The sequence below is a fragment of the Stenotrophomonas sp. YJH_SMC_138 genome, assembly GCF_059369855.1.
Genome location: NZ_JCAFTB010000002.1, coordinates 225,064 through 250,053, shown reverse-complemented (window position 1 = coordinate 250,053; position 24,990 = coordinate 225,064). Strand labels below are relative to the sequence as shown.

General features: G+C 65.8%; 19 protein-coding genes. 7 read left to right on the top strand and 12 right to left on the bottom strand.

Annotated elements, in window-relative coordinates; all coding sequences use genetic code 11:
• Positions 1-33: 33 nt before the first annotated feature.
• Both AC5P7I_RS06295 and AC5P7I_RS06290 read right to left on the bottom strand, forming a co-directional pair.
• A complete protein-coding gene (locus AC5P7I_RS06295) occupies positions 34-1,035 on the bottom strand; it encodes a 2-hydroxyacid dehydrogenase (RefSeq protein WP_049404415.1) in 1,002 nt (333 codons plus the stop codon).
• 97 nt (positions 1,036-1,132) lie between these two features.
• Entirely contained in the window at positions 1,133-4,006 is a 2,874-nt protein-coding gene (locus AC5P7I_RS06290; RefSeq protein ID WP_142234420.1) for an autotransporter domain-containing protein, read from the bottom strand.
• A gap of 232 nt (positions 4,007-4,238) precedes the next feature.
• Between AC5P7I_RS06290 and AC5P7I_RS06285 the strand changes: the two genes are divergently transcribed.
• The 5 genes from AC5P7I_RS06285 to AC5P7I_RS06265 are packed head-to-tail and all read left to right on the top strand — an operon-like array spanning position 4,239 to position 10,256.
• Positions 4,239-4,772, top strand: coding sequence for an RNA polymerase sigma factor (locus AC5P7I_RS06285; RefSeq protein ID WP_075076110.1), 534 nt, complete (start codon positions 4,239-4,241; stop codon positions 4,770-4,772).
• On the top strand, positions 4,769-5,737 hold the full coding sequence (locus AC5P7I_RS06280) for a DUF4880 domain-containing protein (RefSeq protein WP_164077119.1): 969 nt from the start codon (positions 4,769-4,771) through the stop codon (positions 5,735-5,737). Before AC5P7I_RS06285 ends, AC5P7I_RS06280 begins: the two co-directional genes overlap by 4 nt.
• Positions 5,738-5,751: 14 nt before the next feature.
• Positions 5,752-8,550: a TonB-dependent receptor plug domain-containing protein gene (locus AC5P7I_RS06275; RefSeq protein WP_262088380.1), complete on the top strand. Its 2,799-nt coding sequence runs from the start codon at positions 5,752-5,754 to the stop codon at positions 8,548-8,550.
• Positions 8,551-8,595: 45 nt separating this feature from the next.
• Entirely contained in the window at positions 8,596-9,552 is a 957-nt protein-coding gene (locus AC5P7I_RS06270; protein WP_111206922.1) for a hypothetical protein, read from the top strand.
• The gene (locus AC5P7I_RS06265) at positions 9,549-10,256 is read left to right on the top strand and encodes a hypothetical protein (RefSeq protein ID WP_049441217.1); all 708 of its coding nucleotides are present in this window, start codon (positions 9,549-9,551) and stop codon (positions 10,254-10,256) included. The genes AC5P7I_RS06270 and AC5P7I_RS06265 overlap by 4 nt, the downstream gene beginning before the upstream one ends.
• 59 nt (positions 10,257-10,315) lie before the next feature.
• On the opposite strand, the gene AC5P7I_RS06260 is transcribed toward AC5P7I_RS06265, so the two are convergent.
• Together AC5P7I_RS06260 and AC5P7I_RS06255 are read right to left on the bottom strand one after the other, a co-directional pair.
• Positions 10,316-11,005 (bottom strand): lysoplasmalogenase family protein, encoded by a 690-nt coding sequence (locus tag AC5P7I_RS06260; protein WP_164077120.1) that lies wholly within the window; start codon positions 11,003-11,005, stop codon positions 10,316-10,318.
• A complete protein-coding gene (locus AC5P7I_RS06255) occupies positions 11,002-12,885 on the bottom strand; it encodes a M61 family metallopeptidase (RefSeq protein WP_262088379.1) in 1,884 nt (627 codons plus the stop codon). Before AC5P7I_RS06255 ends, AC5P7I_RS06260 begins: the two co-directional genes overlap by 4 nt.
• A gap of 226 nt (positions 12,886-13,111) precedes the next feature.
• On the opposite strand from AC5P7I_RS06255, the gene AC5P7I_RS06250 reads away from it, so the two are divergent.
• Positions 13,112-15,307, top strand: a complete 2,196-nt coding sequence (locus tag AC5P7I_RS06250; protein ID WP_197639631.1) for an ATP-binding protein — start codon at positions 13,112-13,114, stop codon at positions 15,305-15,307.
• A gap of 123 nt (positions 15,308-15,430) precedes the next feature.
• On the opposite strand, the gene ispH is transcribed toward AC5P7I_RS06250, so the two are convergent.
• The 5 genes from ispH to murJ form a co-directional block, all read right to left on the bottom strand.
• Positions 15,431-16,381 (bottom strand): 4-hydroxy-3-methylbut-2-enyl diphosphate reductase, encoded by a 951-nt coding sequence (ispH, locus tag AC5P7I_RS06245; RefSeq protein WP_005408565.1) that lies wholly within the window; start codon positions 16,379-16,381, stop codon positions 15,431-15,433.
• A 27-nt stretch (positions 16,382-16,408) separates the two neighbouring features.
• Positions 16,409-16,933: a signal peptidase II gene (gene lspA, locus AC5P7I_RS06240; protein WP_014646377.1), complete on the bottom strand. Its 525-nt coding sequence runs from the start codon at positions 16,931-16,933 to the stop codon at positions 16,409-16,411.
• Positions 16,933-19,764, bottom strand: coding sequence for an isoleucine--tRNA ligase (gene ileS, locus AC5P7I_RS06235; RefSeq protein WP_134808625.1), 2,832 nt, complete (start codon positions 19,762-19,764; stop codon positions 16,933-16,935). The genes lspA and ileS overlap by 1 nt, the downstream gene beginning before the upstream one ends.
• Positions 19,761-20,708 (bottom strand): bifunctional riboflavin kinase/FAD synthetase, encoded by a 948-nt coding sequence (locus AC5P7I_RS06230; RefSeq protein WP_014646375.1) that lies wholly within the window; start codon positions 20,706-20,708, stop codon positions 19,761-19,763. Before AC5P7I_RS06230 ends, ileS begins: the two co-directional genes overlap by 4 nt.
• Positions 20,709-20,783: 75 nt before the next feature.
• Complete coding sequence (murJ, locus tag AC5P7I_RS06225; RefSeq protein ID WP_014646374.1) at positions 20,784-22,388, bottom strand: murein biosynthesis integral membrane protein MurJ; 1,605 nt, start codon at positions 22,386-22,388, stop codon at positions 20,784-20,786.
• A gap of 117 nt (positions 22,389-22,505) precedes the next feature.
• On the opposite strand from murJ, the gene rpsT reads away from it, so the two are divergent.
• Entirely contained in the window at positions 22,506-22,775 is a 270-nt protein-coding gene (gene rpsT / locus AC5P7I_RS06220; protein WP_005408560.1) for a 30S ribosomal protein S20, read from the top strand.
• Between the two features lie 220 nt (positions 22,776-22,995).
• Here rpsT and cgtA read toward each other — a convergent pair whose 3' ends face one another.
• The 3 genes from cgtA to rplU form a co-directional block, all read right to left on the bottom strand.
• On the bottom strand, positions 22,996-24,048 hold the full coding sequence (gene cgtA / locus AC5P7I_RS06215) for an Obg family GTPase CgtA (protein ID WP_014646373.1): 1,053 nt from the start codon (positions 24,046-24,048) through the stop codon (positions 22,996-22,998).
• A 193-nt stretch (positions 24,049-24,241) separates the two neighbouring features.
• Entirely contained in the window at positions 24,242-24,505 is a 264-nt protein-coding gene (rpmA, locus tag AC5P7I_RS06210) for a 50S ribosomal protein L27 (protein ID WP_005408558.1), read from the bottom strand.
• An 18-nt stretch (positions 24,506-24,523) separates the two neighbouring features.
• Positions 24,524-24,832 carry a 50S ribosomal protein L21 gene (rplU, locus tag AC5P7I_RS06205; protein WP_005408557.1) on the bottom strand — a complete coding sequence of 103 codons (309 nt, stop codon included), beginning with the start codon at positions 24,830-24,832 and terminating at the stop codon, positions 24,524-24,526.
• Positions 24,833-24,990: the final 158 nt, after the last annotated feature.

Below are 24,990 nucleotides of genomic sequence, written 5' to 3'. Positions count from 1 at the left end.
GGGGACTGGGTGAGGCCCACTTCCGCAGCGTGTCTACGCTCCCACCCGGTTCGCACACACCCGCCCCTCCGCAAAATCGCGCAGGTTCCCCAACGTGATCGCCGAGATCTCCTGCAGCGCCTCCACGGTGAAGAAGCCCTGGTGGCCGGTCACCAGCACGTTGGGGAAGGTCATCAGGCGTTGGAAGGCCTCGTCGTCGATGATCTCGCCGGAAAGGTCCTGGAAGAACAGCGCGCTTTCCTGCTCGTAGACGTCGATGGCCAGATGACCCAGCCGCCGCGATTTCAGCGCGCGGATCACCGCATGGGTATCCACCAGCGCGCCGCGCGAGGTGTTGACCAGCATCGCGCCGGTCTTCATCCGCGCCAGCGAGGCGTCGTTGATCAGGTGCTGGGTATCGGGCGTCAGCGGGCAATGCAGCGATACGATGTCGGCCCGCGCCAGCAGTTCATCCAGACCAACCCTGTCGCCCACGCCGGCGAAGGCCGGCGACGGATACGGATCATGCCCCAGCACGGTGCAGCCCATGCCCTTGAAGATGCGCGCGGTGGCCAGGCCGATCTTGCCGGTGCCGACGATGCCGACCGTGCGCCCATGCAGGGTGCGCCCGAGCAGGCCATCGAGCATGAAGTTGCCCTCGCGCACGCGGTTGTAGGCGCGATGGGTCTGCCGGTTGAGCGTCATCACCAGCGCCAGCGCGTGCTCGGCCACGGCTTCGGGGGAATAGGCCGGCACCCGTGCGACGAACAGGTCCAGCGCTTTCGCGGCGGCCAGGTCCACATTGTTGAAGCCGGCACAGCGCAGCAGTACGGCGCGTACGCCCAGCGCATGCAGCGCGTGCAGTACCGGCGCGTCGAGGCGGTCATTGACGAACACGCAGACGGCGGCGCAGTCCTGTGCCAACGCAGCGGTATGCACGTCCAGCGCGGCATCGAAATACACGAATGCAAAGCCCTGCCCGGCCGCATCGCGCTGGTTGGCCTCGTCGAGGAAACGACGATCGTAGGGGCGGGCACTGAAGACGGCGATCTGCATGACGGGGCCTGGCGGGAGTTCCCTGCCGACCATACCGCAGCACCTGCCCTGATGGGATGGCCCCGGCGATACGCATATCGCCGGGGCCGGGTACCGCTTAGAACCGGTAGCCCAAGCCCAGCATCACGCCGTTCCGGATCTGCCCGTCGCGGCGCTCACCCACGTAGTCGGCCATGATCGACAGGCGCTCGCTGGCGCGACTGGTCACGCCCACGTTCCAGGCCAGCACCTGCTCGCCCACGGCCTGGCTGCTGGCACCAAACACCAGGTCCGGGGCCGCAGCAAAACCGGTGCTGTAGCGCGCCTGTGAATCGCCCAGCTCCTTCTGCCAGGCCACGCGGGCACGCGGGGTGATGCGCTCGCCGTTGTTGCCCTCGAAGGTCTTGAACAGCTGCAGGCCGGCACCCACGCGGATGCTCTCCAGGCTGCCGCTGCGCCCCACCAGCGCGCCAGCGCCCTGCTCTTCGTTGAAGCGGGTGGCCGAGGTCCGCGCGTAATCCACCACCGGCAGCAGCGGCTGGATCACCAGTCCCTTGCCGGTGGTGAAGGAGAACGCGTGTTCGACCCGCGCCGAGATCGCGTCGTTGCTGTATCGGGCGCGCAGCGGCTGTTGCAGGCCATCGATGGCCGAAAGGCTGCGGCGGGTATCGTGGCGCAGGTCGGTGTAGCGCACGGCCGCCGACAGGTAGCCACGCGAATAGGTCGCATCCAGGTAGCCTCCCACATCCAGCGCGCGCACGTCGCCACTGAAACCGGAGCCATCGCTGGCCTTGGTCGACATGTCCGCGGCGGCCACGCTGACGCCGAGGGTGACGCGGTCATCGGCCACGTGCGTGTCGGCACCGACCACGATGCCGCCGATGTTATGGCTCAGGCCGGCCACGCCACCGTCGGCGTCGATGCGGCCATGGCTGGCGAAACCGCGCGCCCACAGGCCACGGCTGCCACCCGCCGCGCGGCTGTCGCCAGCAGCCTCGCCGGCCGGCTCGACCAGATGCATGGCCAGCTGGTTGAACAGGCTGCCATGGCGCATGCCCGGCTGCGCCGACACCGACTGCGCCGCCTGCGAGGCCAGGCCATCGGCATCGCCGCCACTGCGCATCGCCGCCTGGTGCTGCTGCACCACGTTGCCGATGCTGCCCAGCAGTGCATTGTCGGCCAGGCGCAGGCTGGCGTGTGCATCACCGCGCAGGGCGCCGGCCTGCTGTGCGATCACATCGCGGTCGGCGAACTGCAGTGCGCCGAGCAGCGACTTCAGGCCGCTGTCCTGGCGATCCGATGCGGCTGCCAGCGCGCGCCCCAGTCCATCGCCGGAGGTGCCGTTGGCAAACAGGCCCAGCTGATCGAAGCCCGGGTTGGCGGTCAGCCACAGCCCGTCGGCCGTCTGGTTGACGTTGAAGCTGAGCAGCGAATTGTGGCGCGGGCGGAATACTTCGCCCGCGGTGATGCTGGCGCTGTAGCCGGTGTCGCCCAGTCGCACGGCATCCTGGAAACCGCCCTGGTAGATCGGCCCTTCCACCAGATCGCGGCGGTAGCCGCCGGCATAGAAGCCCTGGGCGACGTTCAACGCCAGGTGTGCGCCCTGCGCGATCACCAGCGCCCCCTCTTCGGCCCCGCCATCGTAGAAGCTGCCGACGCGCAGGCGGCCACTGCCGGTGCCCCCGGCCTCGGTAACATCGAACAGCACCTGCCCGCCGGGCATGATGTTGACGTAGCCGTGGGTCACCAGATCACCGCCACGCGGCATCAGCGTGCCGAACACGCGCAGTCGGTTGAAGCCGTCTTCGCGCCAGGACGGGCCGGTGCCATCCAGCAACGCATCACTGTCGGTGCCGACCGATGCGATATCGCCATGGCCAACCACCACGCTGCCCGGCATCACCCGCAGCTCGGGGGTACGCAGCGCGCCGCCCTCCAGCGCGATGGTGCCGTTGTCGACCAGCATGAAATCGGCGCCGGTGGTTTCGGCGGTGCGCCAGGTGGCGCCATTGCTGACACGGATCACGCCCGCCGAACCTGCCAGGGTGGACGCATCCAGATCGGCCAGCCGCAACTGGCCGCGCAGCTCATCCTGGAGGTCGGGGTCGGCAAGCAGCTGCTGCAGCGACTGCGTGCCGATGCCGTTCGGCCCCCGCGTGGAGACGTTGTACAGGCTCACCGCGTAGTTGATGTAGGTGCTGGCCCAGTCGGTGTTCCAGCGCGCGAAATCGTCGTCGACGAAGGCCTGCAACTGGCGCGCGGTGCGCAGGTAGCCCGGATTGATGTCGCCGCTGACGTTGCTGGTCACATGCAGGGTGTCGCCCGGATCGCGATAGCCTGCCGTGTTGATGATGTTGTTGCCGCGGATGTCCTGGCCCGGGAACGACTCCAGCTTGCTGCCGCTGCCATCCGGATCGAAGGTGACCGATGTACCCGTGGTGCGCGCCGGGTCGCGGAACACCAGCAGGCCATTGGGCCGCACCACCTCATACATGGCCTTGTGCAGCAGGCCGGCATCCATGCCGCCGCCATAGTTGCCGGTGTAGATCTGGGTCATGCGCGGCGACGGTGCGTAGGTGATCCTGCCACCACTGCTGGCGGCATGGATCTGCACCGAATCGACCAGCGGCAGGTCGCCGCCGAGATAACGGTTGACGCCGCCGGACTGCATGATCGAGCAGGACGAAATGCAGTGGCCGGACACAATCGTGTCCAGGCCCTGGGTGCGGATCACCGCCTGCAGCCACTCGCCGGCGATCAGCGCGCCACCGTTGGACGTGCGCAGCACGACTTCGCGGATCGGGCGTCCTTCGGCCTGCGCCTTGGCCAGCAGCGCGGGCAGCGCCACCACATCGGCAACGGTTACGCCGCCGCTGAGGAAGACGCGATCGTCCTGCACGTGATAATTCATTGCCATGACGTCATCAACCGCCGCCATGGCGGTGATGCCCAGCAACGCTGCCAGGGCCAGGCTCAACTTCGAATGCTTCATGTGTTCTCTCTCTCCACCCGCAACGCACGGGTCGAAAGTTCAACGTCCGGACGGTGCGCCCTCCCCCAGTGCAGCGCCCCTCGAAACATGAACGCATTCACAATGGATTCGTGGGCCACGCACACTCTTCCCCATCCGGTCATCGTCGCGTAAAACTCGAAGACGTACCCGCCACCGACGTCCGAGGCCAGCCCTGTCCGCCCCCTCTCCTCTGATCCATCGCGCGCCGGACCTGTCCGCGCCGGCGGACGCGTTCATTGCGTTCGTGCGGGAGGAACGCGCGCCGTTGTGTGCGTTCCTGCGCACGCGCGGTGTCGGGCCGGAGGATGCCGAGGACATCGCGCAGGACTGCATGGAGCGGCTGATCCGCTATCGCGCGCACAGTGCCGACGAGCTGCGGCTGCTGCTGTATCGTATCGCCCGCAACCGCCTGGCAGACCGCGGCCGTTCGTCGCAGTCGCGGCCGCATCTGTCCCTCGCCGAACATGATGGCGGCAACGAGCCTTCCAGCACGTCGCCCGATCCATTGCGCCAGGCCGAGTCCGGGCAGATGCTGTCCCTGCTGCGGCAGGCCCTGTTCAAGCTGCCCGAGCGCGCGCGCGAGGTGTACCTGCTCAACCGGATCACCGGCATGAGCTACACGCAGATCGCGCGGCACTGTGGAATTACTGCCAAGACCGTGGAAAAACACATCGCCCGCGCCCTGCAGGGCCTGCGCCAGGAACTCGGAACGGATCCGCTGCACAACGACAGGGACAACGGATGAGTCACGCCAGGCCCAGGGAAGATACGCAGCTGTTCGAACGCGCCAGCGCCTGGGTGGCGCGGCTGGAGGCTCCGGACTGTACGCCGGGCGAGCGCGAGACGTTCGAGGACTGGTTGGCCGAGGACCCGGCCCATGTTACTGCCTGGGTCCAGGCCGAGACCCTGTTCCAGGAGGGCGAGGAACTGGCCGCCGACCCGTGGCTGCGCACCGCCGCGGCACGTGCGGCACGGCCGGCGCCGCGTCGCTGGCTGCCGGCAGTGGCCGCTGCCGCAGGCGTCTGCCTGGCCATCGGGATCGGCTGGATGATTGCCGTCGACGGCAACCCCACGCCGCTGCGCTATGCCAACGATTCCCACCAGCCCCGGCTGCAGACGCTGGCCGATGGCAGCGTGGCCACGCTGGATGCGGGCACCACCCTGCACGCCCGTTTCGGTTGGCGCCATCGCAACCTGGTGCTGGAACGTGGCCGCCTGCAGCTGCAGGTCGCACCGTCGGGCAAGGCCCTGCAGCTGCGCGCCGGCGACAGCACCATCCGCGACATCGGCACCACCTTCCAGGTGGAACGCCTGCATGATGGCCTGGTCGAAGTCGCACTGCTGGAAGGTGCGGTGGAAGTCAGCAGCGGGGGCACCCAGCACACCCTGGCGCCCGGCCAGCAACTGCAGGTACTGCCGTCGGGCCGCATCCAGCCCGGTCCGGCACTGTCGTCCAATGCCGCCGCTGAAGGCTGGCTGCAGGGACAGCTGGTGTTCGATGCCACACCGCTATCGATCGTGGTCGAACGCATGAACCGCTACGGCCACACGCCGCTGGTGATCGCCGATCCGGAGATCGCCAGCCTGGCGGTAAGCGGCACCTTCCGTGCCGGCGACGCGCAGGAACTGCTGTCGGCACTGGAACTGGGCTGGTCGGTGGCTGGCCAGACGCGACCGGATGGCGCGCTGGAACTGCGCCGCACGTACTGAGGAGGCCTGCGGTGATGGCAGTACCGGGCGCGCTGCAGGGGGGGCTGCTGCTCCGCACCCTGTTCTGCCTCGCGTTGGGCATCCCCGCGCTGCCGTCTGCCGCTGCGGCCGAGCAAGCGGGCACCCTGGAGGTCGATGTTGGCTCAGGCCCGCTGGCGCCGGCCCTGCAGCAATGGGCGCGACAGAGCGGCATTGCCCTGCTGTTCGATGCGCGTGAGCTGGATGGCCTGCGCACGGCCGGCACCCATGGCCACCGCGATGCGGCTGCGGCCCTGAAGGAACTGGTCGCGGGCATGCCGGTGAACATCCTGCGTACGCCTGCTGGCGGATTCGTCGTCCGCCGCACCCGCCCCGCGCCACCATCGCCACCGTCGGTCGCGGCACGCGCCACGCCCGCAGCACGTTCGCCACACAAATCCGCCGACGCGCCGCCGCAGGTGGAACTGGCGCCGATCCATGTCACCGGCAGCCGGCTGCCGCGCACCTCCGTGCAGACCACGCTGCCGGTCACCATCATCGACCGCGATGACATCCTGCGCAGCGGCTACGGCAGCCTGTTCGACCTGCTGCGGCACTTGCCGGGCATGAACGGCCACCCGGCGATGAGCACCTCGCGCAGTGGCGATTCGCAGTACCTGCCGGTGGGTGCGGCCACCACCACCAGCCTGGACGGCATGGGCCCGCGTGCGACCCTGTTCCTGGTCAATGGCCGGCGCCTGCCACGCTATCCCATGGTGTCGCTGGAACAGGGTGGGCTCACCGATCTTGGGGGAATTCCGCTCAGCTTCGTCGAACGCATCGAGCTGGTACGTGGCGGCGCCTCGGCCATCTATGGCGCCGACGCGATGTCCGGCGTGGTCAACATCATCCTGCGCGACCAGGCTGACGGCCCGGAAGCCATGCTGCAGACCGGCCTGAGCGGGCGCGGCGACGCTGGCCAGTATCGCGTGCAGGCGGCCACCGGCGGCGTGCGCGACGGAGGGGACCGCTGGTTCGCCGGCATCGACCTGCACCGCATCGACCACGTGGCCGGTGATCGCCGCCAATGGCATGCGGAAACCTCGCAGTACCTGATCGGCGCGTTCCGCGATGGACGCTACTGGCCGGCAGAACGCTGCGAAGGCCCATTGACGCGGCGCGATGGTGCCTGCTGGTTCGACAGCGCCCGACCGCGCTCGCTGCAACCGGCCTCGGATACCGCCTCGGCCTACCTGCGCTACCGGCATGAACGTGGCGAAGGTCGCTATGCCTACGCCGAGGCGCGGGCCAGCCACAACCGGCAACGCTTCGACCTTGGTCCAACCGCCGTTGCCATCGGCCTGTACGGGTTCACCTTCAACAGCGTGCTGCGCGAAGCTGGCAACGTGCGTCCGCATGTACGTGCCACCGACGCCGACGTCACCTTCGGCATTGGCCGCGACCAGGGCCGGCGCAGCTGGGATGCCGGCATCAGCGCACAGCGCAGCGATGTCAGCCTGTCCACGTCGGGCACCGTGCGCGCCGAGCCCCTGCTGCGGGTCGCCGAGACACTGGATTTCCTGCCCGGCTTCACCTCGTTGCCGGCGGGCGCGGCCGAGCAGTTGTTCCCGTCGATCCGCAATCGCGGGCGCACCGAGCAGTGGCAGGGCTGGTGGGGCATGCAGCGGGAGCTGATGCCATTGGCCGGCGGTGCTGCACAGCTGGCCACCGGCATCGACCTGCGCCAGGAGCGCTGGACCTCGCATCCCGACGCCCTGCTGAGCCAGGGTGACCTGGCGCTGGGCCTGCCGCAGGAGCAGCGCCACCTGGCGCGCCGCAGTGGCGGCGCCTACGCCGAACTCGGCCTGCCCCTGGCGTACACGCTGCGCATGGACCTGGCCGCACGCTGGGACCGCGACGGCGACTACCAGGCCTTTTCGCCCCGCGTGGGCGTGCGCTGGAGCCCCACGCCCCAGTGGTCCTTCCTGCTTGCCAGCGGGCGCGGCTATCGTGCGCCCAGCCTGTTCGAACAGCGGCGTCCCCCGGGCTACTTCGGTGCGATCGAGCTGCCGGCCTCCAGCGCCCTGCCCGACTGCGCGCAGAGCAGCGGCAACGGGCGCTGCAGCGTCACCGTGGACGTGGTGGAGAACGATGCGTTGAAGGCCGAGCGGTCGCGCAGCCATTCCCTGGCCGCGACCTGGACGCCGACCGATACGTTCTCGCTGTCACTCACCCACAACATCGTCGAACTGCGCAACGAGATCCTGGCCCTGCAACCGGCCGACGCGGTGTGGAACCCCGGCACCTGGGAGCTGGACGAGGACGGCCACCTGAGCAACCTGCGCCTGTCCTTCGACAACATCGGCCGCACCACCTCGCGCAACTTTGTACTGCGCGGGGAGTACCACATCGATACCGGCAACACCGGCCAGTGGCTGTTCTCGCTCGATGCGCTGAAGCAGCAGGAACTGCGCCGCGAACGTGGCCATGATGCAACGGTGGACCTGCGCGGCCATGTCACGCCGACGATGGCCGCCGTGCTGAACGTGCAGTGGCAGAACAGCAACTGGGACATCGCCCTGCGCGGCAACCAGGTGGGGCGCACGCGCGCCTGGCTGCCCGGTGCGGAATGCCCGGAGAAACAGCGCGAGCAGAACCACTGCATGAACCCCCGGCAGCTGCGCTGGAACCTGCATCTCGCACGACGCCTGGGGCCGCGCGTGGTCGCCGCGCTGGACGTGCACAACGTGCTCGACACGCAACCGGTGAACTATCTGGTCGGCAACGGTGGCCAGATGCCGGGGCTGGACGATCCGCTCGGCCGCTACTTCCTGCTGACCCTGCAGATCCGCTGAGCGTAGTACCCTACGCGCCCTGTTCCATCGGTTCCCCACCACCCCATGAAGGCCTATCTCTGGTTCTGGGGCGCGTTCCTGCTGTTCTTCGCGTTGCCCTTCCCCTGCATCCTCTATGTCGGCACGTCGTGGCCGGTGCAACTGGCCGACCGCAGCGCGCCATGGCTGGCCCTGCTGCTGCTCGCGCTGTCGGTGATCCTGTGGCTGGCCCTGCTGCTCGCCTTCCTGCACTACCTGCTGCTGGGCCCGCCGCGCGCACTGCATCGGGTGCGCACCATCCTGGCCGGCGGTGAGCCGCGCGACGCGTTGATCGAACAGGCCGAGCCGACCGGCGTGCACGTGCGCGGCTTCGCGCAGTGGAAGCTGCAACTGGGCTTCCAGAACCTGTCCGGCACGCCCATCAACGAACAGATGCTGGTGGTGGACAGCAAGCCGCAGCTGCAGCGTTTCGTGGCCGGCAAGCGTATCGAGGTACGCCTGAGCCGGATGCCGGGCGCGTTCCCCAACGTGGTGCTGGAGGGTGCCCAGCCTGAATTGGATGTCGCCAGCCTCTGGCGTCGTGGTGTCGGCGCAGCGATCGGCATCGTGGCGGTGGCCAGTGCCTATGTGGCCGCCTATCGGCTGCAGAGTGAGGGACTGGGCTGGACCTTCCTGTCGCTCGGTCATCCGCTGCTGGTGTGCCCGCTGGTGTTGTGCGGCTACGCGCTGGGCCTGCGCCTGCTCGGCCGGCTGCTGCAGGCCGACGCCCGCGGTGACGCGCTGAAGTATCGCGGCATCGGCGTGGATGCGAAGGTGCTGAAGCTGCGCCAGACCGGCACCTATCTCAACGAGCAGCCGCAGGTGGAGTTCCAGCTGGAATACATCGACCGCGAAGGTGGCGTGCAGCAGGTGAGCGTGCGCCGCTTCATCCCGTTGATCGAGCTGGCCAATCTTCCGCGCGAGCGGGTCACGCTGTTGTACGACCCGGAAGATCGCCGCAACGTTCGCCTGGAGGGTGTATGAAGCAACCGCCCTCGACCCGGCTGGTGTTCTCCGTGGTGTTGCTGGTGCTGGCCGGCGTCGCCGTGGCAGGCGGAGCCCTGCAGACGCTGGGCGAAACACTGGGCCATTCGGTGCAGGCCAACAGCGCAAGCGCGCCGATCGCCATGCCGCCAGCGCGCGAGAGGCCCGCTTCGCTCGCGCCGATGACCGAGCCGCGGTTGCCGCCGGTGCCCGAACGCAACAACCGGTTGTTCGATGCGGACTACCTGCTGGCCGCCCGCCAGGCACTGGAACAGATGCCTGCGCTGGCCGGGCACCGGCTGACGGTATTCCACAGCATCCACTTCTACGACGATGGCCGGATCAATCTGGACCTGGTGGATCCGCAGCAGCCGTCACGCGTGGACAGCTACCACTTCGAACGCGGCCAGTGGCGCAAGGGCGACCCGGTCAATCCGCAGCGCTTCGCGCCCACCATCACCCTGCGCCGCAGCAGCACGGCGCTGGCCAACATCGATTTCGAGGCGGTGCCGCGCGTGGCCCAGGCACTGCAGGCACAGCGCAACGCATTGATGGGCACTCCCGGTGAAGTCGGCCACGTCTATGTGATCGTGCGCAAGGGTGGCACTCTGGTCTGGCTGCCGGACGAGGTCGCCGGTGATCGCCAGTCCGCACGACTCTCTTTCGACGCACAAGGCCGTTCCGGCAACGCGACCCTCCGATAGTCAACGCGAAAAGGGGACGGAGGGGATTAAGTCGTTTGTGCCTTGGTGCCGTCTGCGACTTAATCCCCTCCGTCCCCTTTTTGCTGTTTCACGGAGCGGGCGATGGCGTACTGCGCGCCGTAGTAGGTGGACAGCACCAGCAGGCTGGCCAGTGGCAGGCCGCCGGCGAAGCGGTCCCAGGCCAGCAGCGAGTCGCTGGCGACGAACAGCAGCGCACCGGCGGCCGCCCAGCGGGAGCTGCTGGCATCCATTGCATCGGTGTGCGGTCGCCGCCACTGGCGTGCGAGCGCCAGGACCGCCATCGAGGCCAGCACCAGCACGTATGCCAGCACCGGAATGCGCATCGGTGCGGGCAGGTGCGGCCACAGACCAAGTACATTCAGTACAGCGAACGCGCCGAGCAGGACGCTGGCGGCAAGCAGGCCACGTCCGGCACGCAGGCCATCGCGGAAGGCGACGATGTAGCAGAGGTGCGCCAGCAGGAACGCCACCAGCCCTGGCACGAACGCATCCACCGGCAACATCAATGCGATGTCACCCACGCACGACAGCAGCATGCCAGCCAGGACCGCGCGCCGGTAGAACGGCTGCGCGGGATCACACACCCGCCAGGCGATGGCCGCGATCAGCAGCGTGGTGGTCGGCTTGGCCAGCCAGTGCAGCCAGCGCCCGTCACCGTCCAGGAACGCGCCGAGGATGGCGAGGATCGCCATCAGCAGGATCACGCCATCGCGGGCGCGCGGTTTCATCGCGCCTTCCACAGCTCCGCAAGGCGGTCAGGCCTGCCGGCGATACGCTCCAGCACCGGGTACTGCAGGCCACCGTGGTAGTCGATGTTCATCGCGTCGATGCGGTCGAACTGCTTCACCAACAGCACGATCGGCGCCTTATCCTTAGCCGCCGCAGCTACCGCATCCTTCAAGCGCTGGCTGCTGTACTCGCGTCCGCCAACGGCAATCACCTTCATGCCCGGCGCCAGGCCGGCGTTGAAGGCCGGGCTGTCCCAGATCACGTCGCCGACCGTACCGTTGTCGAGCACCGTCGCACCCAGCGAATACGCCAGCAATGCGGCCTTGGCGCGCTTCTCCTGCGCCTTGTAGGCATCGTTCGGCGTATCGCGGTAGGCCAGCTTCCAGCCCGCCAGCTCCAGGCCACCGGTCAACGCGCCGTGGCCGTCCAGGCGCCCGCGCAGGAACGTCTCCCAGTCATACGGCGCGATGCCGTTCAAGGTCGCGACCACGTCGTCGAAGGTGTACGGGTTGACGTCCCAGTCGCCGTTGCCGACGCCGAAGAACGCACGTGCGAAGTCATCCAGGCTACGCCGGTTGCCGCTCAGTTCGCGCAGCTTGCCCTCCACTTCCAGCCACAGCATCTGGCCGCCGGAGTAGTAGTCCTCGCTCATCTGATAGTTGCGGTAAGGCAGCGTGCGGCGCTGCGCGATGGTCGGGTCATTGGTGGTGTCCTGCAGCGGCCGCCAGGCCAGGCCCGGGCGACCACGGTCATAGGTCGCGGCCACGTTGGCCAGCATGTCGCGCGCCTGCGCGGTCGACCACAGCCCTGAACGCGCCGCCAGCACCTGGCCCCAGAACTGGGTCTGGCCTTCGTAGACCCACAGCAGGCTGTCGCCCATCGGCGTGTTGAAGTTGGCGGTGGCCAGATCGGCGCCGCGACGGTACTTGCCGTTCCAGGAATGGGTGTACTCGTGCGGCAGCAGATCGCGCATCCACGCGTTGTTGTCCCACTCGGTGAAGTAGCCCGGGTCGGCGCTGTTCTCACTGGAACGGTGATGCTCCAGGCCGATGCCGCCGAGGCGGTCCGTCAATGCCAGCAGGAACTCATAGTGGTTGTAGTGCCGCGCGCCGTAGAGCTTGTCGGCCTGCTGCACCAGCGCGCGGTGCATCGTGATCTGCGCCTCGCTCGGCTTCAGCGATTTGGCGTCGTCGGCAAACACGTTGAGGTGCAACGGCACCTTCGCGCCCGGATCGAGATCGATGCGCTGGTAGTGCTCGCCGGCAAACAAGGGCGAATCGACCAGATGGTCATAGGAGATCGGCTTGAACACCACGGTGTCACCGTCGCGGCGCGCGGTCTCCAATGCAGTGGCGAACGACCAGCCCTTGGGCAGGGTAACGCTGGCCTGCGCCTGCAGCTGGCGCGCGTCGATGCCGGCCGGATACAGCGAGTTGGCGTTCCACTGCAGGTTGAGCATTTCCGGGGTCATCACCACCCGGCCCTGGCTGCCGCCCTGCGAGGACAGGAAATCGAAGTGGGCGACGATCTCGCTGGCGCCCTCGGGCACGTTCACCTTGAACGCATAGACGTTGTACTGATCGCGCTGCCAGGCCAGCGGCTTGCCGTTGGCGGTCACGCGCAGGCCGGCCAGCTTGTCGATCGGGCCGGTGGGCGAATGGTTGCCGGGAATCCACTGCGGGTACAGCAGGGTCATCGGGCCGGGCTTGGCCGGCACGGTGGCGGTCACCTTGAAGATGCGCCGGGCCAGATCGCGCGCGTCCACATCGATGCGCAGCAGGCCGGGAGCTGCGGCGTTCGCCTGTGCCGGGGTCTGCGCCAGTGCAGGCGTGGCCGCCAGCGCGAACAGCAACGACATCGCCAGGGCTCGGGTCTTCATTGGGCAGGTTCCAGCAACAGTAGAGGTACGGATGCTAGGCCCCTAGGGCGTGCGGCCCCATGGCCGAAGGTCATGGAGGCTGCAGGATTTGGCGGTATCGAAGAAATGAAGCTTGCGCCGCAGCACCAAACGACAATATAAACGCAAGGTCAACCCCGCCAACAATAGTCGGACTTGACACCCGCAGGAACGTTATTGACGCAAGGAAACAGGGGGAAGTTAAACAATGAAATGGCAAGAAGTAGAAGTTGAATGCCGGAAAATCGCTGAGTCGGTGTGGGGGCAGCCAGCCAACCCCGAGAGAATTGCCGGCGTCAACTGCGATGCAGTTGTAAAATTCAAGAACAATTTCTGGATCCTGATTGAGGTATCGAAACAGGATGACCTGGCAAAATTGAGAGATGACATCTCAAAGTTGGCAGTTATGCGCCAATCACTTATGTCCAACGGCACATTCTCAGAGTGCTACTTCATTACAAGTGGAAGCCACCCATCTTTAGTCGAAACAGGAAAATCATGCAACGTTGAAGTCCACAGCCTACATAGCTTCGCATCCAAGTTCATTGGCTCGGAAAGATATCTTCAAGAGCGTGCTCGATCTCCGTTCGGAAGCGCAGTACACCCGGATACAGGTGACATTGACGGCAATGCGTATTCAAGCATTGACTACGTCAGCACCGCAGGGAAGAACTACTCTGTCAGTGAAGTCGCAATGGCGATTAGCCAGGGCAGGAAGGTTATCCTGATGGGAGAATTTGGCACTGGGAAGTCCAGGTGCCTGATGGAGGTGTTCAGAAACCTCTCGCAAGACAATCCAACATTCCCCCCCGTGGCGATAAACCTTCGGGACAATTGGGGCTACAAGAAGTTCCATCACATCGTCGGGAACCACCTTGAATCCCTTGGACTAGGAGATTTCAACCAGACTCTCGTACGCAGCCTTAGGCGGGGAAACCACTCAATCCTTCTTGATGGCTTCGATGAAATAGGGTCGCAGTCCTGGTCTGGTGATGCCAAACGACTGACAGAGATAAGAAAGAGAAGCTTGGAGGGAGTTAGGGACCTGATCCTAGGCGCCCCGACTTCAGGAATTTTGATTACAGGAAGAGAGCATTACTTCTCTTCGCTTGACGAAATGGCGGAATGCCTGGGAATTGACCTTGGCAACGCTCTGGTGCTCAAGTGTCCAGAGGAGTTTTCAGAGCATCAACTCCAAAACTACATTAAAAGCAACACCTCCTTGGGATCCGTACCCGAATGGATGCCAAGAAAACCTTTAATCTGCCAATTACTAGCAAGGCTACCACCAAACGAAGTTGCTCGCCTTGAGCAAGCTGCGAATGGCGAACTTGAATTCTTCCAGGCAGTATTTGATGCAATCTGCACTCGCGAGACGAAGATAAATCCAGCCATTGTCAAGGACACACTGAAGAATATTCTCCTAGAACTCGCGCAACACACCCGAAGACTACCTGAAAGCGACGAAATAATATCTACAGATGAAATAAACCAGGCATTCTTCAGTGTCACCGGATATGCGCCAATCGATGAGTCGTCGATCCTGCTCCAGAGACTCCCCTATCTAGGTAGAACTGGAACAGGTGGTTCTGACAGAATGTTTATCGACAGCTACGCCAAGGACGGACTGCGTGGAATCGCCTTGTCAAAATCGATCCAAACATCGGACAAGAGTATCGCTCATCAAAAATGGCAACAACCTCTACATGAGCTTGGCTTGCGAATGCTTTCGATGATTTCAGGGGAAAGCCAATCTTTCGAGAAGCATGCCCGCTTCTGCGCCAACCACGGAAACAGCCAGGTCTCATGCGATTACATCGCGTCAAAGCTATTATCAGCTGGAGATACATGTGACTTCCAAGGATTCGAAGTAAATGATGGAAAAATTTCCATCCTCTCTTTCGCAGATACCGAAGTCAAAAATTTAACCGTTATTGGAGTCGAAATCGGCGACTTGGTGATAGAAAGCTTCACCTCTTCCAGCACAAAGATTCAAGATTGCACCATTGACGTCCTAAAGGGAGTCAGTTCTATCGACAAGCTTCCTGACATATTCCCAGGGTGCGTGATCGCGAAAGTCGACGCAACGATTAACAGTGCCCGCATAAGTGAACTTAAGCATAGCAACCCTCAAAAGACTCTACTTGCCCTGATCAAGAAGCTATTTTTCCAACCAGGTGCTGGGCGTCGAGAGGAGGCGCTTCTCAGAGGCACGGAACGTTATTGGGACAGAGTCGCAGCAGAGCAAACACTCCGCTACATGGAAAGCAACGGAATAATTTTTAGGGCCAAGGGCGACCACGGAACTCTCTACCTTCCTAAAAGAAAGCATGCGCGAAGAATGGCCAATGTAATGGAGATGCAGAGCAGCAGTGGTGACGCACTCTGGAATCTTGTCTCCTGAGCACTGAAGTCCAGGCTCAGTCCAACTGAGCCTGGAGCCCAGCAAACAGAATCCCGGCCAGCGGCGGTTGAATACTACAAGAGCGGATTTTGCGCTCGAATACCCAGCAAACTGGCAGCCCGGTCAGTCGACCAGGCGCAGGCGCAGTTCCTTCGGCAGCGCGAACACCATCGATTCCGGTTCGCCGTCCAGCTCGCCCACGCCGGTGGCGCCCAGCTCGGCCAGGCGCGCCAGCACGCCATCGACCAGCACCTGCGGCGCCGAGGCGCCGGCGGTCACGCCGATGTGCTGCTTGCCTGCCACCCATGCCGGGTCGATCTCGTGCGCACCATCGATCAGATACGACTCCACGCCTTCGCGGCGGGCCAGCTCGCTCAGACGGTTGGAGTTGGAGCTGTTCGGCGAACCGACCACCAGCACCAGGTCGCAGCGCTTGGCCAGGTCGCGCACAGCATCCTGGCGGTTCTGCGTGGCGTAGCAGATGTCGTCGTTCTTCGGGCCCTGCATCGCAGGGAACCGCTCGCGCAGCGCATCGATGATGCCGCGCGTGTCATCCACCGACAGCGTGGTCTGGGTGGTGTAGGCGAAGTTTTCCGGCTGGTTGATCTGCAGCGTCGCGACCTGCTCGACATCCTCGACCAGGTAGATCTGCCCGGTCCCGGCTTCGCGGTTCCACTGGCCCATGGTGCCTTCCACCTCCGGGTGACCGGCGTGGCCGATCAGCACCACGTCACGGCCGGCACGGCAGTGGCGGGCGACCTCGAAGTGGACCTTGGTCACCAGCGGGCAGGTGGCGTCGAACACCTTCAGGCCACGGCGCTCGGCTTCCTGGCGCACGGCTTGGGACACGCCATGCGCGCTGAAGATCACGGTGTTGTTGTCCGGAACCTCGTCGAGCTCTTCGACGAAGATCGCGCCGCGCTGCTTCAGGTCGTCGACCACGAAGCGGTTGTGCACCACTTCATGGCGGACATAGATGGGCGCGCCCAGCGTTTCGATCGCGCGCTTGACGATCTCGATCGCACGATCGACACCGGCACAGAAACCACGCGGGTTGGCGAGCAGCACATCCATCAGTTCAGTCTCCCGGCGGCAGCCGGCTTACGGTTTCGGGTTGGCATTATCCGCCTTTTTGGCGGACTTGCCGTCGAACAGGCCAAACAGGGCGATGCCGATGGCACCCACCACGATGGCCGAGTCGGCGATGTTGAACGAGGGCCAGGTGTAGCTGCCCACGTACCACTGGATGAAGTCGACCACGTGGCCGTGCACCTGGCGGTCGATCACGTTGCCGATGGCGCCGCCGATGATCAGCGCATACGGCACCGCGGCCTTCCAGTTGCCGCGGGCGGTGCCGCGCAGCCACCACGCCATCAGCCCGCTGATGGCGATCGCCAGCGCGGTGAAGAAGTACTTCTGCCAGCCACCGGCGTCGCTCAGGAAACTGAATGCCGCGCCGGTGTTGTAGGTGCGGTACCAGTTCCAGAAGCCGTCGATGACCACCACCGGCTGGAACTCCGGCAGGCTGGACAGCACCCAGGCCTTGGACCACTGGTCCAGGCCGATGATGGCCACCGACAGCAGCAGCCAGACCAGGGCGTTCGGATGCGGACGGGGCGCGGCCATCAGAACCAGCTCCGCACTTCGCCGGCGCCGGTCACGTTGCTCACGCAACGGCCGCACAGCTCGGGATGGTCGGCGTTGCTGCCGACGTCGGCGCGGTGGTGCCAGCAGCGCACGCACTTGGCCTTGGTGGTCGGCTGGGCGCTGACGAACACCTCGTCGGTGGTCGCCGGGCGCACCTGCACGTCGCCACTGATGAACAGGAAACGCAGTTCATCGGCCAGCGGCTGCCAGCGCGCGGCCTGTTCTTCGCTGGCGGCGATGGTGATCTCCGCTTCCAGCGCCGCACCGATCGCACCGTTGGCGCGCATCGGCTCGAGCACCTTGGCCACCTGCTCGCGCACGGCCAGCAGCTGGTCGAAGTCGGCGGCATTGAGCTGGGCATCGGCCGGCAACGGCGCCAGGCCGTCATACCAGGTGGTGAACAGCACGTGGCCGGCGCGTTCGCCCGGCAGGTAGCCCCACAGCTCGTCGGCGGTGAAGGTCAGGATCGGCGCCACCCAGCGGGTGAATGCTTCGGCGATGTGGTACATCGCGCTCTGGGCCGAACGGCGACCGTGCGAATCGGTCGGCATGGTGTACAGCCGGTCCTTGGTCACGTCCAGGTACAGCGAGCCCAGGTCCACGCTGCAGAAGTTCAGCAGCAGCTGCACGATCTCGGCCATGTTGTAGCCGTCGTAGGCCGCCTTGATCTTCTCCTGCAGCTCCCACGCGCGATGCACGATCCAGCGGTCCAGCGCGACCATCTGCTCGAGCGGCTGCAGGTGCAGCGCCGGGTCGAAACCGTCCAGGTTGCCGAGCAGGAAGCGCGCGGTGTTGCGCAGGCGGCGGTAGGCGTCGGCGTTGCGCTTGAGGATCTCCTGCGACAGCGACATCTCGTTGCTGTAGTCGGCCGAGGCGATCCACAGGCGCAGGATGTCCGCGCCCAGCTTGTTCATGATGTCCTGCGGCTCGATACCGTTGCCCAGCGACTTGGACATCTTGCGGCCGTGCTCGTCCACGGTGAAGCCGTGGGTCAGGCACTGCTTGTACGGGGCACGCTTGTCGATCGCCACGCCGGTCAGCAGCGAGGACTGGAACCAGCCGCGGTGCTGGTCGGACCCTTCCAGGTACAGGTCGGCCGGCTTGCCGAAGCCACGCGCGGCGAGCACGCCTTCATGGGTCACGCCCGAATCGAACCAGACGTCGAGGATGTCGGTGACCTTCTCGTAGTCGGCCGCGTCGGCACCGAGCAGTTCGGCGGCGTCCAGCGAGTACCACACGTCGATGCCCTCGGCTTCGACGCGGTCGGCGACCTGCTGCATCAGTTCCACCGAACGCGGATGGATCTCGCCGGTCTGGCGGTGGGTGAACAGTGCGATCGGCACGCCCCACGTGCGCTGGCGCGAGATGGTCCAGTCCGGGCGACCGTCGACCATGCTCTGGATGCGCGCCTTGCCCCAGGTCGGGAACCAGCCGACGGTGTCGATGGCGGCCAGCGCATCGTTGCGCAGGTTGGCCTTGTCCATCGAGATGAACCACTGCGGGGTGGCGCGGAACACCACCGGCGTCTTGTGGCGCCAGCAGTGCGGGTAGCTGTGGCGGATCGGATGGAACGCCAGCAGCGAACCGTTGTCGCGCAGCACGCCGACGATGGCCTCCTGCGCCTTCCACAGGTGCTGGCCCGCCAGCACCACGTCACCGGCCGGCGGGGTCGATTCCAGGTACACGCCGCGGCCGTCGATCGGAGTGACCTGGCCAGCGTTGTACTTGTCCAGCAGGCCGTACTTCTGGCTGACCACGAAGTCTTCCTGGCCGTGGCCGGGGGCGGTGTGCACCGCACCGGTACCGTCCTCGTCGGAGACGTGGTCGCCATTGAGCACCAGGATCTCGCGCTCCGGGTAGAACGGATGCGCCAGCAGCTGGTTTTCCAGCGCAGCGCCGGTGGTTTCACCGTGCAGCACCACTTCGTCCACGCCATAGCGCTGCAGCGCGCGCTCGGCCAGGGCCGCGGCCAGCACCAGCCAGCGGCGCTTGCCGTTGTGGGCCGGGCCTTCGGCCAGCACATAGTTGATCTCCGCGCCCAGCGACACCGCCAGCGAGGCCGGCAGCGTCCACGGCGTGGTGGTCCAGATCGGTACGGCCACTTCGACGTCGACCGGCACGCTCACGCCGAACGCCTGGCCGATGGCCTGCGCATCGCGTGCGGCGTAGGCGACGTCGATCGCCGGCGATTCCTTTTCCTGGTACTCGATCTCGGCCTCGGCCAGCGCCGAGCCACAGTCGAAGCACCAGTACACCGGCTTGGCGCCGCGGACCAGGTGGCCGTTGGCCACGACCTTGGCCAGCGCGCGGATCTCGTTGGCTTCGAAATCGAAGCTCAGGGTCTTGTACGGGTTGTCCCAGTCACCGGTCACGCCCAGGCGCTTGAAGTCCACGCGCTGGATGTTGATCTGCTCTTCGGCGAACTCGCGGCACTTCTGGCGGAATTCGACGGCGTCAAGCTTGGTGCCGACCTTGCCCCACTTCTTCTCGACCGCGATCTCGATCGGCAGGCCATGGCAGTCCCAGCCCGGCACGTAGGGCGCATCGAAGCCGGCCAGGTAGCGCGACTTGACGATGATGTCCTTCAGGATCTTGTTGACCGCGTGGCCCAGGTGGATGCGGCCGTTGGCGTATGGCGGGCCGTCATGCAGCACGAACAGCGGGCGGCCGGCGGCGTTGTCGCGCAGCTGCTGGTAGAGCCCCTGCTCTTCCCACCGCGCCAGAATGCCCGGCTCGCGCTTGGGCAGGTCGCCGCGCATCGGGAATTCGGTGGCTGGCAGGTTCAGGGTGGTCTTGTAGTCCTGGCTCACGCAGTGGCTCGCAATCTATGTTCGGAAAGGATGGCGCGCGCCTGTTCGGCGTCGCGGTGCATCTGGTCGGTCAGCGCCGCCAGATCATTGAATTTCTCTTCGTCGCGCAGCTTGGCGACGAACTCCACGTCGATGTGGCGGCCGTACAGGTCGCCCTGGAAATCGAACAGGTGGGCTTCCAGCAGCGGCTCCACGCCCTCCACCGTCGGCCGCGTACCGAAGCTGGACACCGAAGGCCAGGGCTGGTCGAACACGCCGTGCACCCAGGTCGCGTAGATGCCCGACAGTGCCGGGGTCTTCGGGAAGCGCAGGTTGGCGGTGGGGAAGCCCAGCGTACGGCCGAGCTGGCGCCCGCGCACCACCCGCCCGCTGATCGCGTAGGGGCGGCCGAGCAGGTCGTTGGCGCGGGCGAAATCGCCCTCCTGCAGCAGCTGGCGGATGCGGGTGCTGGAGATGCGCTCGCCATGCAGGTCCACCGCTTCGATCTCGCCCGCGGTGAAGCCGAGTTCGGCGCCCATCTCCTGCAGCAGTGCCAGATCACCGCGGCGGCGGTTGCCGAAGCAGAACTCGGGCCCGATCCACACTTCGCGGGCGCCCAGCCGGTGCACCAGCAACCGGCGCACGAAGGTCTCGGCCGGCATCGCCGCCATCGCCGCGTCGAAACGCAGCAGGCCGATCGCATCGACGCCGAGCTCGCGCAGGATCTCGACCTTGCTGCGCGCCAGGGTCAGCCGCGGCGGCGGCGTGCCCTGGGCGAAGAATTCACGCGGCAGCGGCTCGAATGCCACGGCCACTGCGGCCACGCCCAAGGCGCGCGCGCGGGCAACCGCGTGGCGGACCAGCGCACGATGGCCCAGGTGGAGGCCGTCGAATGCACCGATACAGACCACGCTTCCGTTGGGGAACAGCTCCCCGCCCTCGACGCTTCTGAACAGCCTGCTCATCAACTCTCGTTCCGGCCCGACCGGGGCCGCCGCTTCAATGGTGTAACCCTGAAGTATAGCCGCCACGGACCGCGATCAATGCCCGCGCAGGTCGCGCGGGCGGAAGCCCATCGCCAGCATGGCCACCACGTAGGTCGCGCCGCCGCCGCCGACCAGCAGCATCAGGCCACCGATACGGTGCCATTTGTCCATGCCGGTGAAGTCGGGGACCCAGTGCAGCAGGGCCAGCAGCACGCCGACCATGGCCACGCAGGCCACCCCCAGCCGCACCAGATAGCCGCCCCAGCCCGGCCGCCGCTGGTAGACGTCGGTCTTGCCCAGCCAGTACCAGAGCAGGCCCAGGTTCAGGTAACTGGACAGCGCACTGGCGATGCCCAGTGCCAGGTGCAGGCCCGGCTGCTTGCCGATCGCCGCCATCACGCCCTGCGCCTTCAGCGCGTCGGGCACCATCACCTGGTACAGCACGGCCAGCAGGGCGAAGTTGAACACCATGTTGGCCACCAGCGCGGCCACGCCGGCGCGCACCGGGGTCTTGGTGTCCTGGCGGGCGTAGAAGGCCGGCAACACCACCTTGAGCAGGGCGAACGCCGGCAGGCCGAAGCTCAGGCCGTACACCGACAGCGCGGTCATGCGGGTATCGAACGCGGTGAACTGGCGGTACTGGAACAGGGTGGCGATCAGCGGCTCGGCCAGCAGCACCAGGCCCAGCATCGCCGGCACGGAAATCAGCAGGGTCATGCGCAGGCCCCAGTCCAGCGAGCGCGAGAAGCCTTCGCGGTCGGTGCTGACGTGGTGGCGGGCCAGCGCCGGCAGGATCACCGTGCCCAGCGCCACGCCGAACACACCCAGCGGCAGCTCCAGGAAGCGATCGGCCAGCGACAGCCAGGACTGCGAGCCGTCGGTCAGCTTGGCCGCGATGAGGGTATCCAGCAGCAGGTTGATCTGCGCCACCGACGAACCGAACAGCGTCGGCACCATCAGCGTCAGCACCTTGCGCACCCCCGGATGGTTCCAGCCCCAGCGCGGCAGGGTCAGCAGGTTGATGCCCTTCAGCGAGGGCAGCTGGAACAGCAGCTGCAGGAGACCGGCCGCCAGCACCGCCCAGCCCAGCGCCAGGATCTGCTTCTCCGGGGTGCCGCCCAGCCGCGGCGCCAGCCACAGCGCACCGGCGATCATGCACAGGTTGAGGATGACCGGGGTCAGCGCCGGCATCGCGAAGCGCTGGAAGCTGTTCAGCGCACCGCCGGCCAGCGCGGTCAGCGACACGAACAGCAGGAACGGGAAGGTCAGGCGGAACAGGTCGACCAGCAGGGTCTGCTTGACCGGGTCGGTGTCAGCACCACTTGAGAATGCCACCGCCAGCTGCGGCGCGAAGATCAGCGCCAGGGCGGTGACCAGCATCAGCACCCCGCCCAGGGTGCCGGCGGTCCGGGACATCAGCTCACGCAGTTCGGCGTGGCTGCGGGTCTCCTTCACCTCGGTGAACACCGGCACGAAGGCGGTGGAGAAGGACCCCTCCGCGAACAACCGGCGCAGGAAATTGGGTATCCTGAAGGCAACCCAGAACGCATCGGTAACCGCATTGGTGCCGAACGTGGTAGTGATCACCTGATCCCGGACAAGTCCGAGAACCCGCGAGACCATGGTCATGCTGCTGAACGACAGCAGGCCCCGCAACATCTTCGGTGAACTCACTCAGCGTCCCTCTTGACAATCGACTTGACGTGCATTTCTCGGGCCATCATACTAGCTAGCTTGCTGTTCCCATAACACCGATTTTTTCAGGAAACCACCACCGTGGCCAATATCAAGTCCGCCAAGAAGCGCGCCAAGCAGACCGTCGTGCGCAACGCGCGCAACGTGGCTCAGCGCTCGATGCTGCGCACCGCTGTCAAGAAAGTGATCAAGGCGCTGGACGCCAACGATGCCGCCGGCGCCGAAGCCGCCTTCGCCGTTGCCCAGCCGATCCTGGATCGCTTCAGCGCGCGTGGCCTGATCCACAAGAACAAGGCTGCTCGCCACAAGAGCCGCCTGAACGACCGCATCAAGGCCCTCAAGGCCGCCTGATCCGGCGTTGCCGCCCTGCCCCTCGGGGTTGGGCAGCAGACAAAAGCCCGGCCCCGGCCGGGTTTTTTGTTGCCTGCGATCCGGGCGATCCCACGGGGCCCGCGCGACCGGTAGTGCCGGCCGCTGGCCTGCGGTTCACCGGGATTGCCGGCCAGCGGCCGGCACTACCAAATGAAAAACCCGGCCGAAGCCGGGTTTTCCGCATGGAACCACAACGGCATCACTGCGCGTTGCGGGCTTCCAGCTCGTCTTCCTTCTGGCGATCGAAGAAGGCCATGATCCGGCTCATGATCGGGAAGGTACCTTCGCGGCCCAGCGCGGAAACCAGGAACCACGGCTCCTTCCAGCCCAGCTCGGCGACGATCTGCTCCGCCGCGGCCTGCGCCTCGTCTTCGAACATCAGGTCAGCCTTGTTCAGCACCAGCCAGCGCGGCTTGTTCAGCAGCTCCGGATCGTGCTTCTCCAGCTCGCGTTCGATCGCACGCACCTGCTCCACCGGCGAAATGCCCTCCACGCCGCCTTCCATCGGCGAGATGTCCACCAGGTGCAGCAGCAGGCGGGTGCGCTGCAGGTGGCGCAGGAACTGCGCACCCAGGCCGGCGCCGTCCGCAGCGCCTTCGATCAGGCCCGGAATGTCGGCGATCACGAAGCTGCGGTGGTTCTCCACCTTCACCACGCCCAGGTTCGGGTACAGCGTGGTGAACGGGTAATCGGCCACCTTCGGCGTTGCCGCCGAAACGGCACGGATCAGGGTGCTCTTGCCGGCGTTGGGGAAGCCCAGCAGGCCGACATCGGCCAGCAGCTTCAGCTCCAGCTTCAGCGTGCGCTCTTCGCCCGGCTCGCCCGGCAGCGCCTGGCGCGGCGAGCGGTTGGTCGAGCTCTTGAAGTGCATGTTGCCCAGGCCACCGCGACCGCCCTTGGCCACCAGCAGGCGGTCGCCGTGCTGGGTCAGGTCGCCGATGACTTCATCGGTGGCAACGTTGATGACCACGGTGCCGACCGGCACGGTGATGGTCAGGTCTTCGCCGCCCTTGCCATAGGCCTGGCGGCCCATGCCGTTCTCGCCGCGCTGCGCCTTGAAGATGCGCTCATGGCGGAAGTCGACCAGGGTGTTCAGGTTTTCGTCGGCGCGGATGTACACGCTGCCGCCCGCACCGCCGTCGCCGCCGTCCGGGCCGCCGAGCGGAATGAACTTCTCGCGACGGAAGCCAATGCAGCCGTTGCCGCCGTTGCCGGCGAACACTTCGATTTCTGCTTCGTCTACCAGTTTCATTGTTTCGATGCCTGCGATGGGCGCGACCTGCTGGCCGCCACCTTGAATGTCATGCCGGCCGCGGGCCGGCAACCCGGCCCAGCCGGTCTTGCTTCAACTCTAACGAAAAGCCCCGCCGAAGCGGGGCTCTCCATGCAGCGTGCTCTTCATCCAGCACGGCCATGCCGCGGCACGGGTGCCGGCGATGCCTGGATCAGGCGTCGGCCGAGACGATGCTGACGGTGCGACGCTTCTTGGCGCCCTTGACCGAGAACTCCACCTTGCCGTCCACGAGGGCGAACAGGGTGTGGTCACGGCCCAGGCCAACGCCGGTGCCCGGGTGGAACTGGGTGCCGCGCTGACGCACGATGATGTTGCCGGCTTCGATGGCCTGGCCGCCGAAGATCTTGACGCCCAGGTACTTCGGGTTGGAGTCGCGACCGTTGCGCGAGGAGCCTACGCCCTTTTTATGTGCCATGACTGCTTCTCCTGATGCTTAGCCGGCGATGCCGGTGATCTCGATTTCGGTGTAGTACTGACGGTGACCCTGACGCTTCATGTGGTGCTTGCGGCGACGGAACTTGATGATCCGGACCTTGTCAGCACGACCCTGGGACAGGACCTTGGCGGTGACGGCAGCGCCCTTCAGCGCATCGCCCAGCTTCACGCCGTCGCTGTCACCCAGCATCAGGATGTTGTCAAACTTGATCTCGCTGCCGACTTCGACTTCGAGCTTTTCAATGCGGAGCTTTTCGCCCTGCGCCACGCGGTATTGCTTACCGCCGGTGACCAGTACTGCGTACATGACCAGGCCTTCCTCTGTAGTTATTGTGGTCTGAGCTGCCGCCATCGAGGGCGGACAGGAGCGGAATTGTACGCAGATCAGCGGGCGCGGGTCAAGTCAACCCCCGAACGCCGCGGGGGGACGGCTCCGGAACAGGGTCAGATCCCTTTTCACCCCGT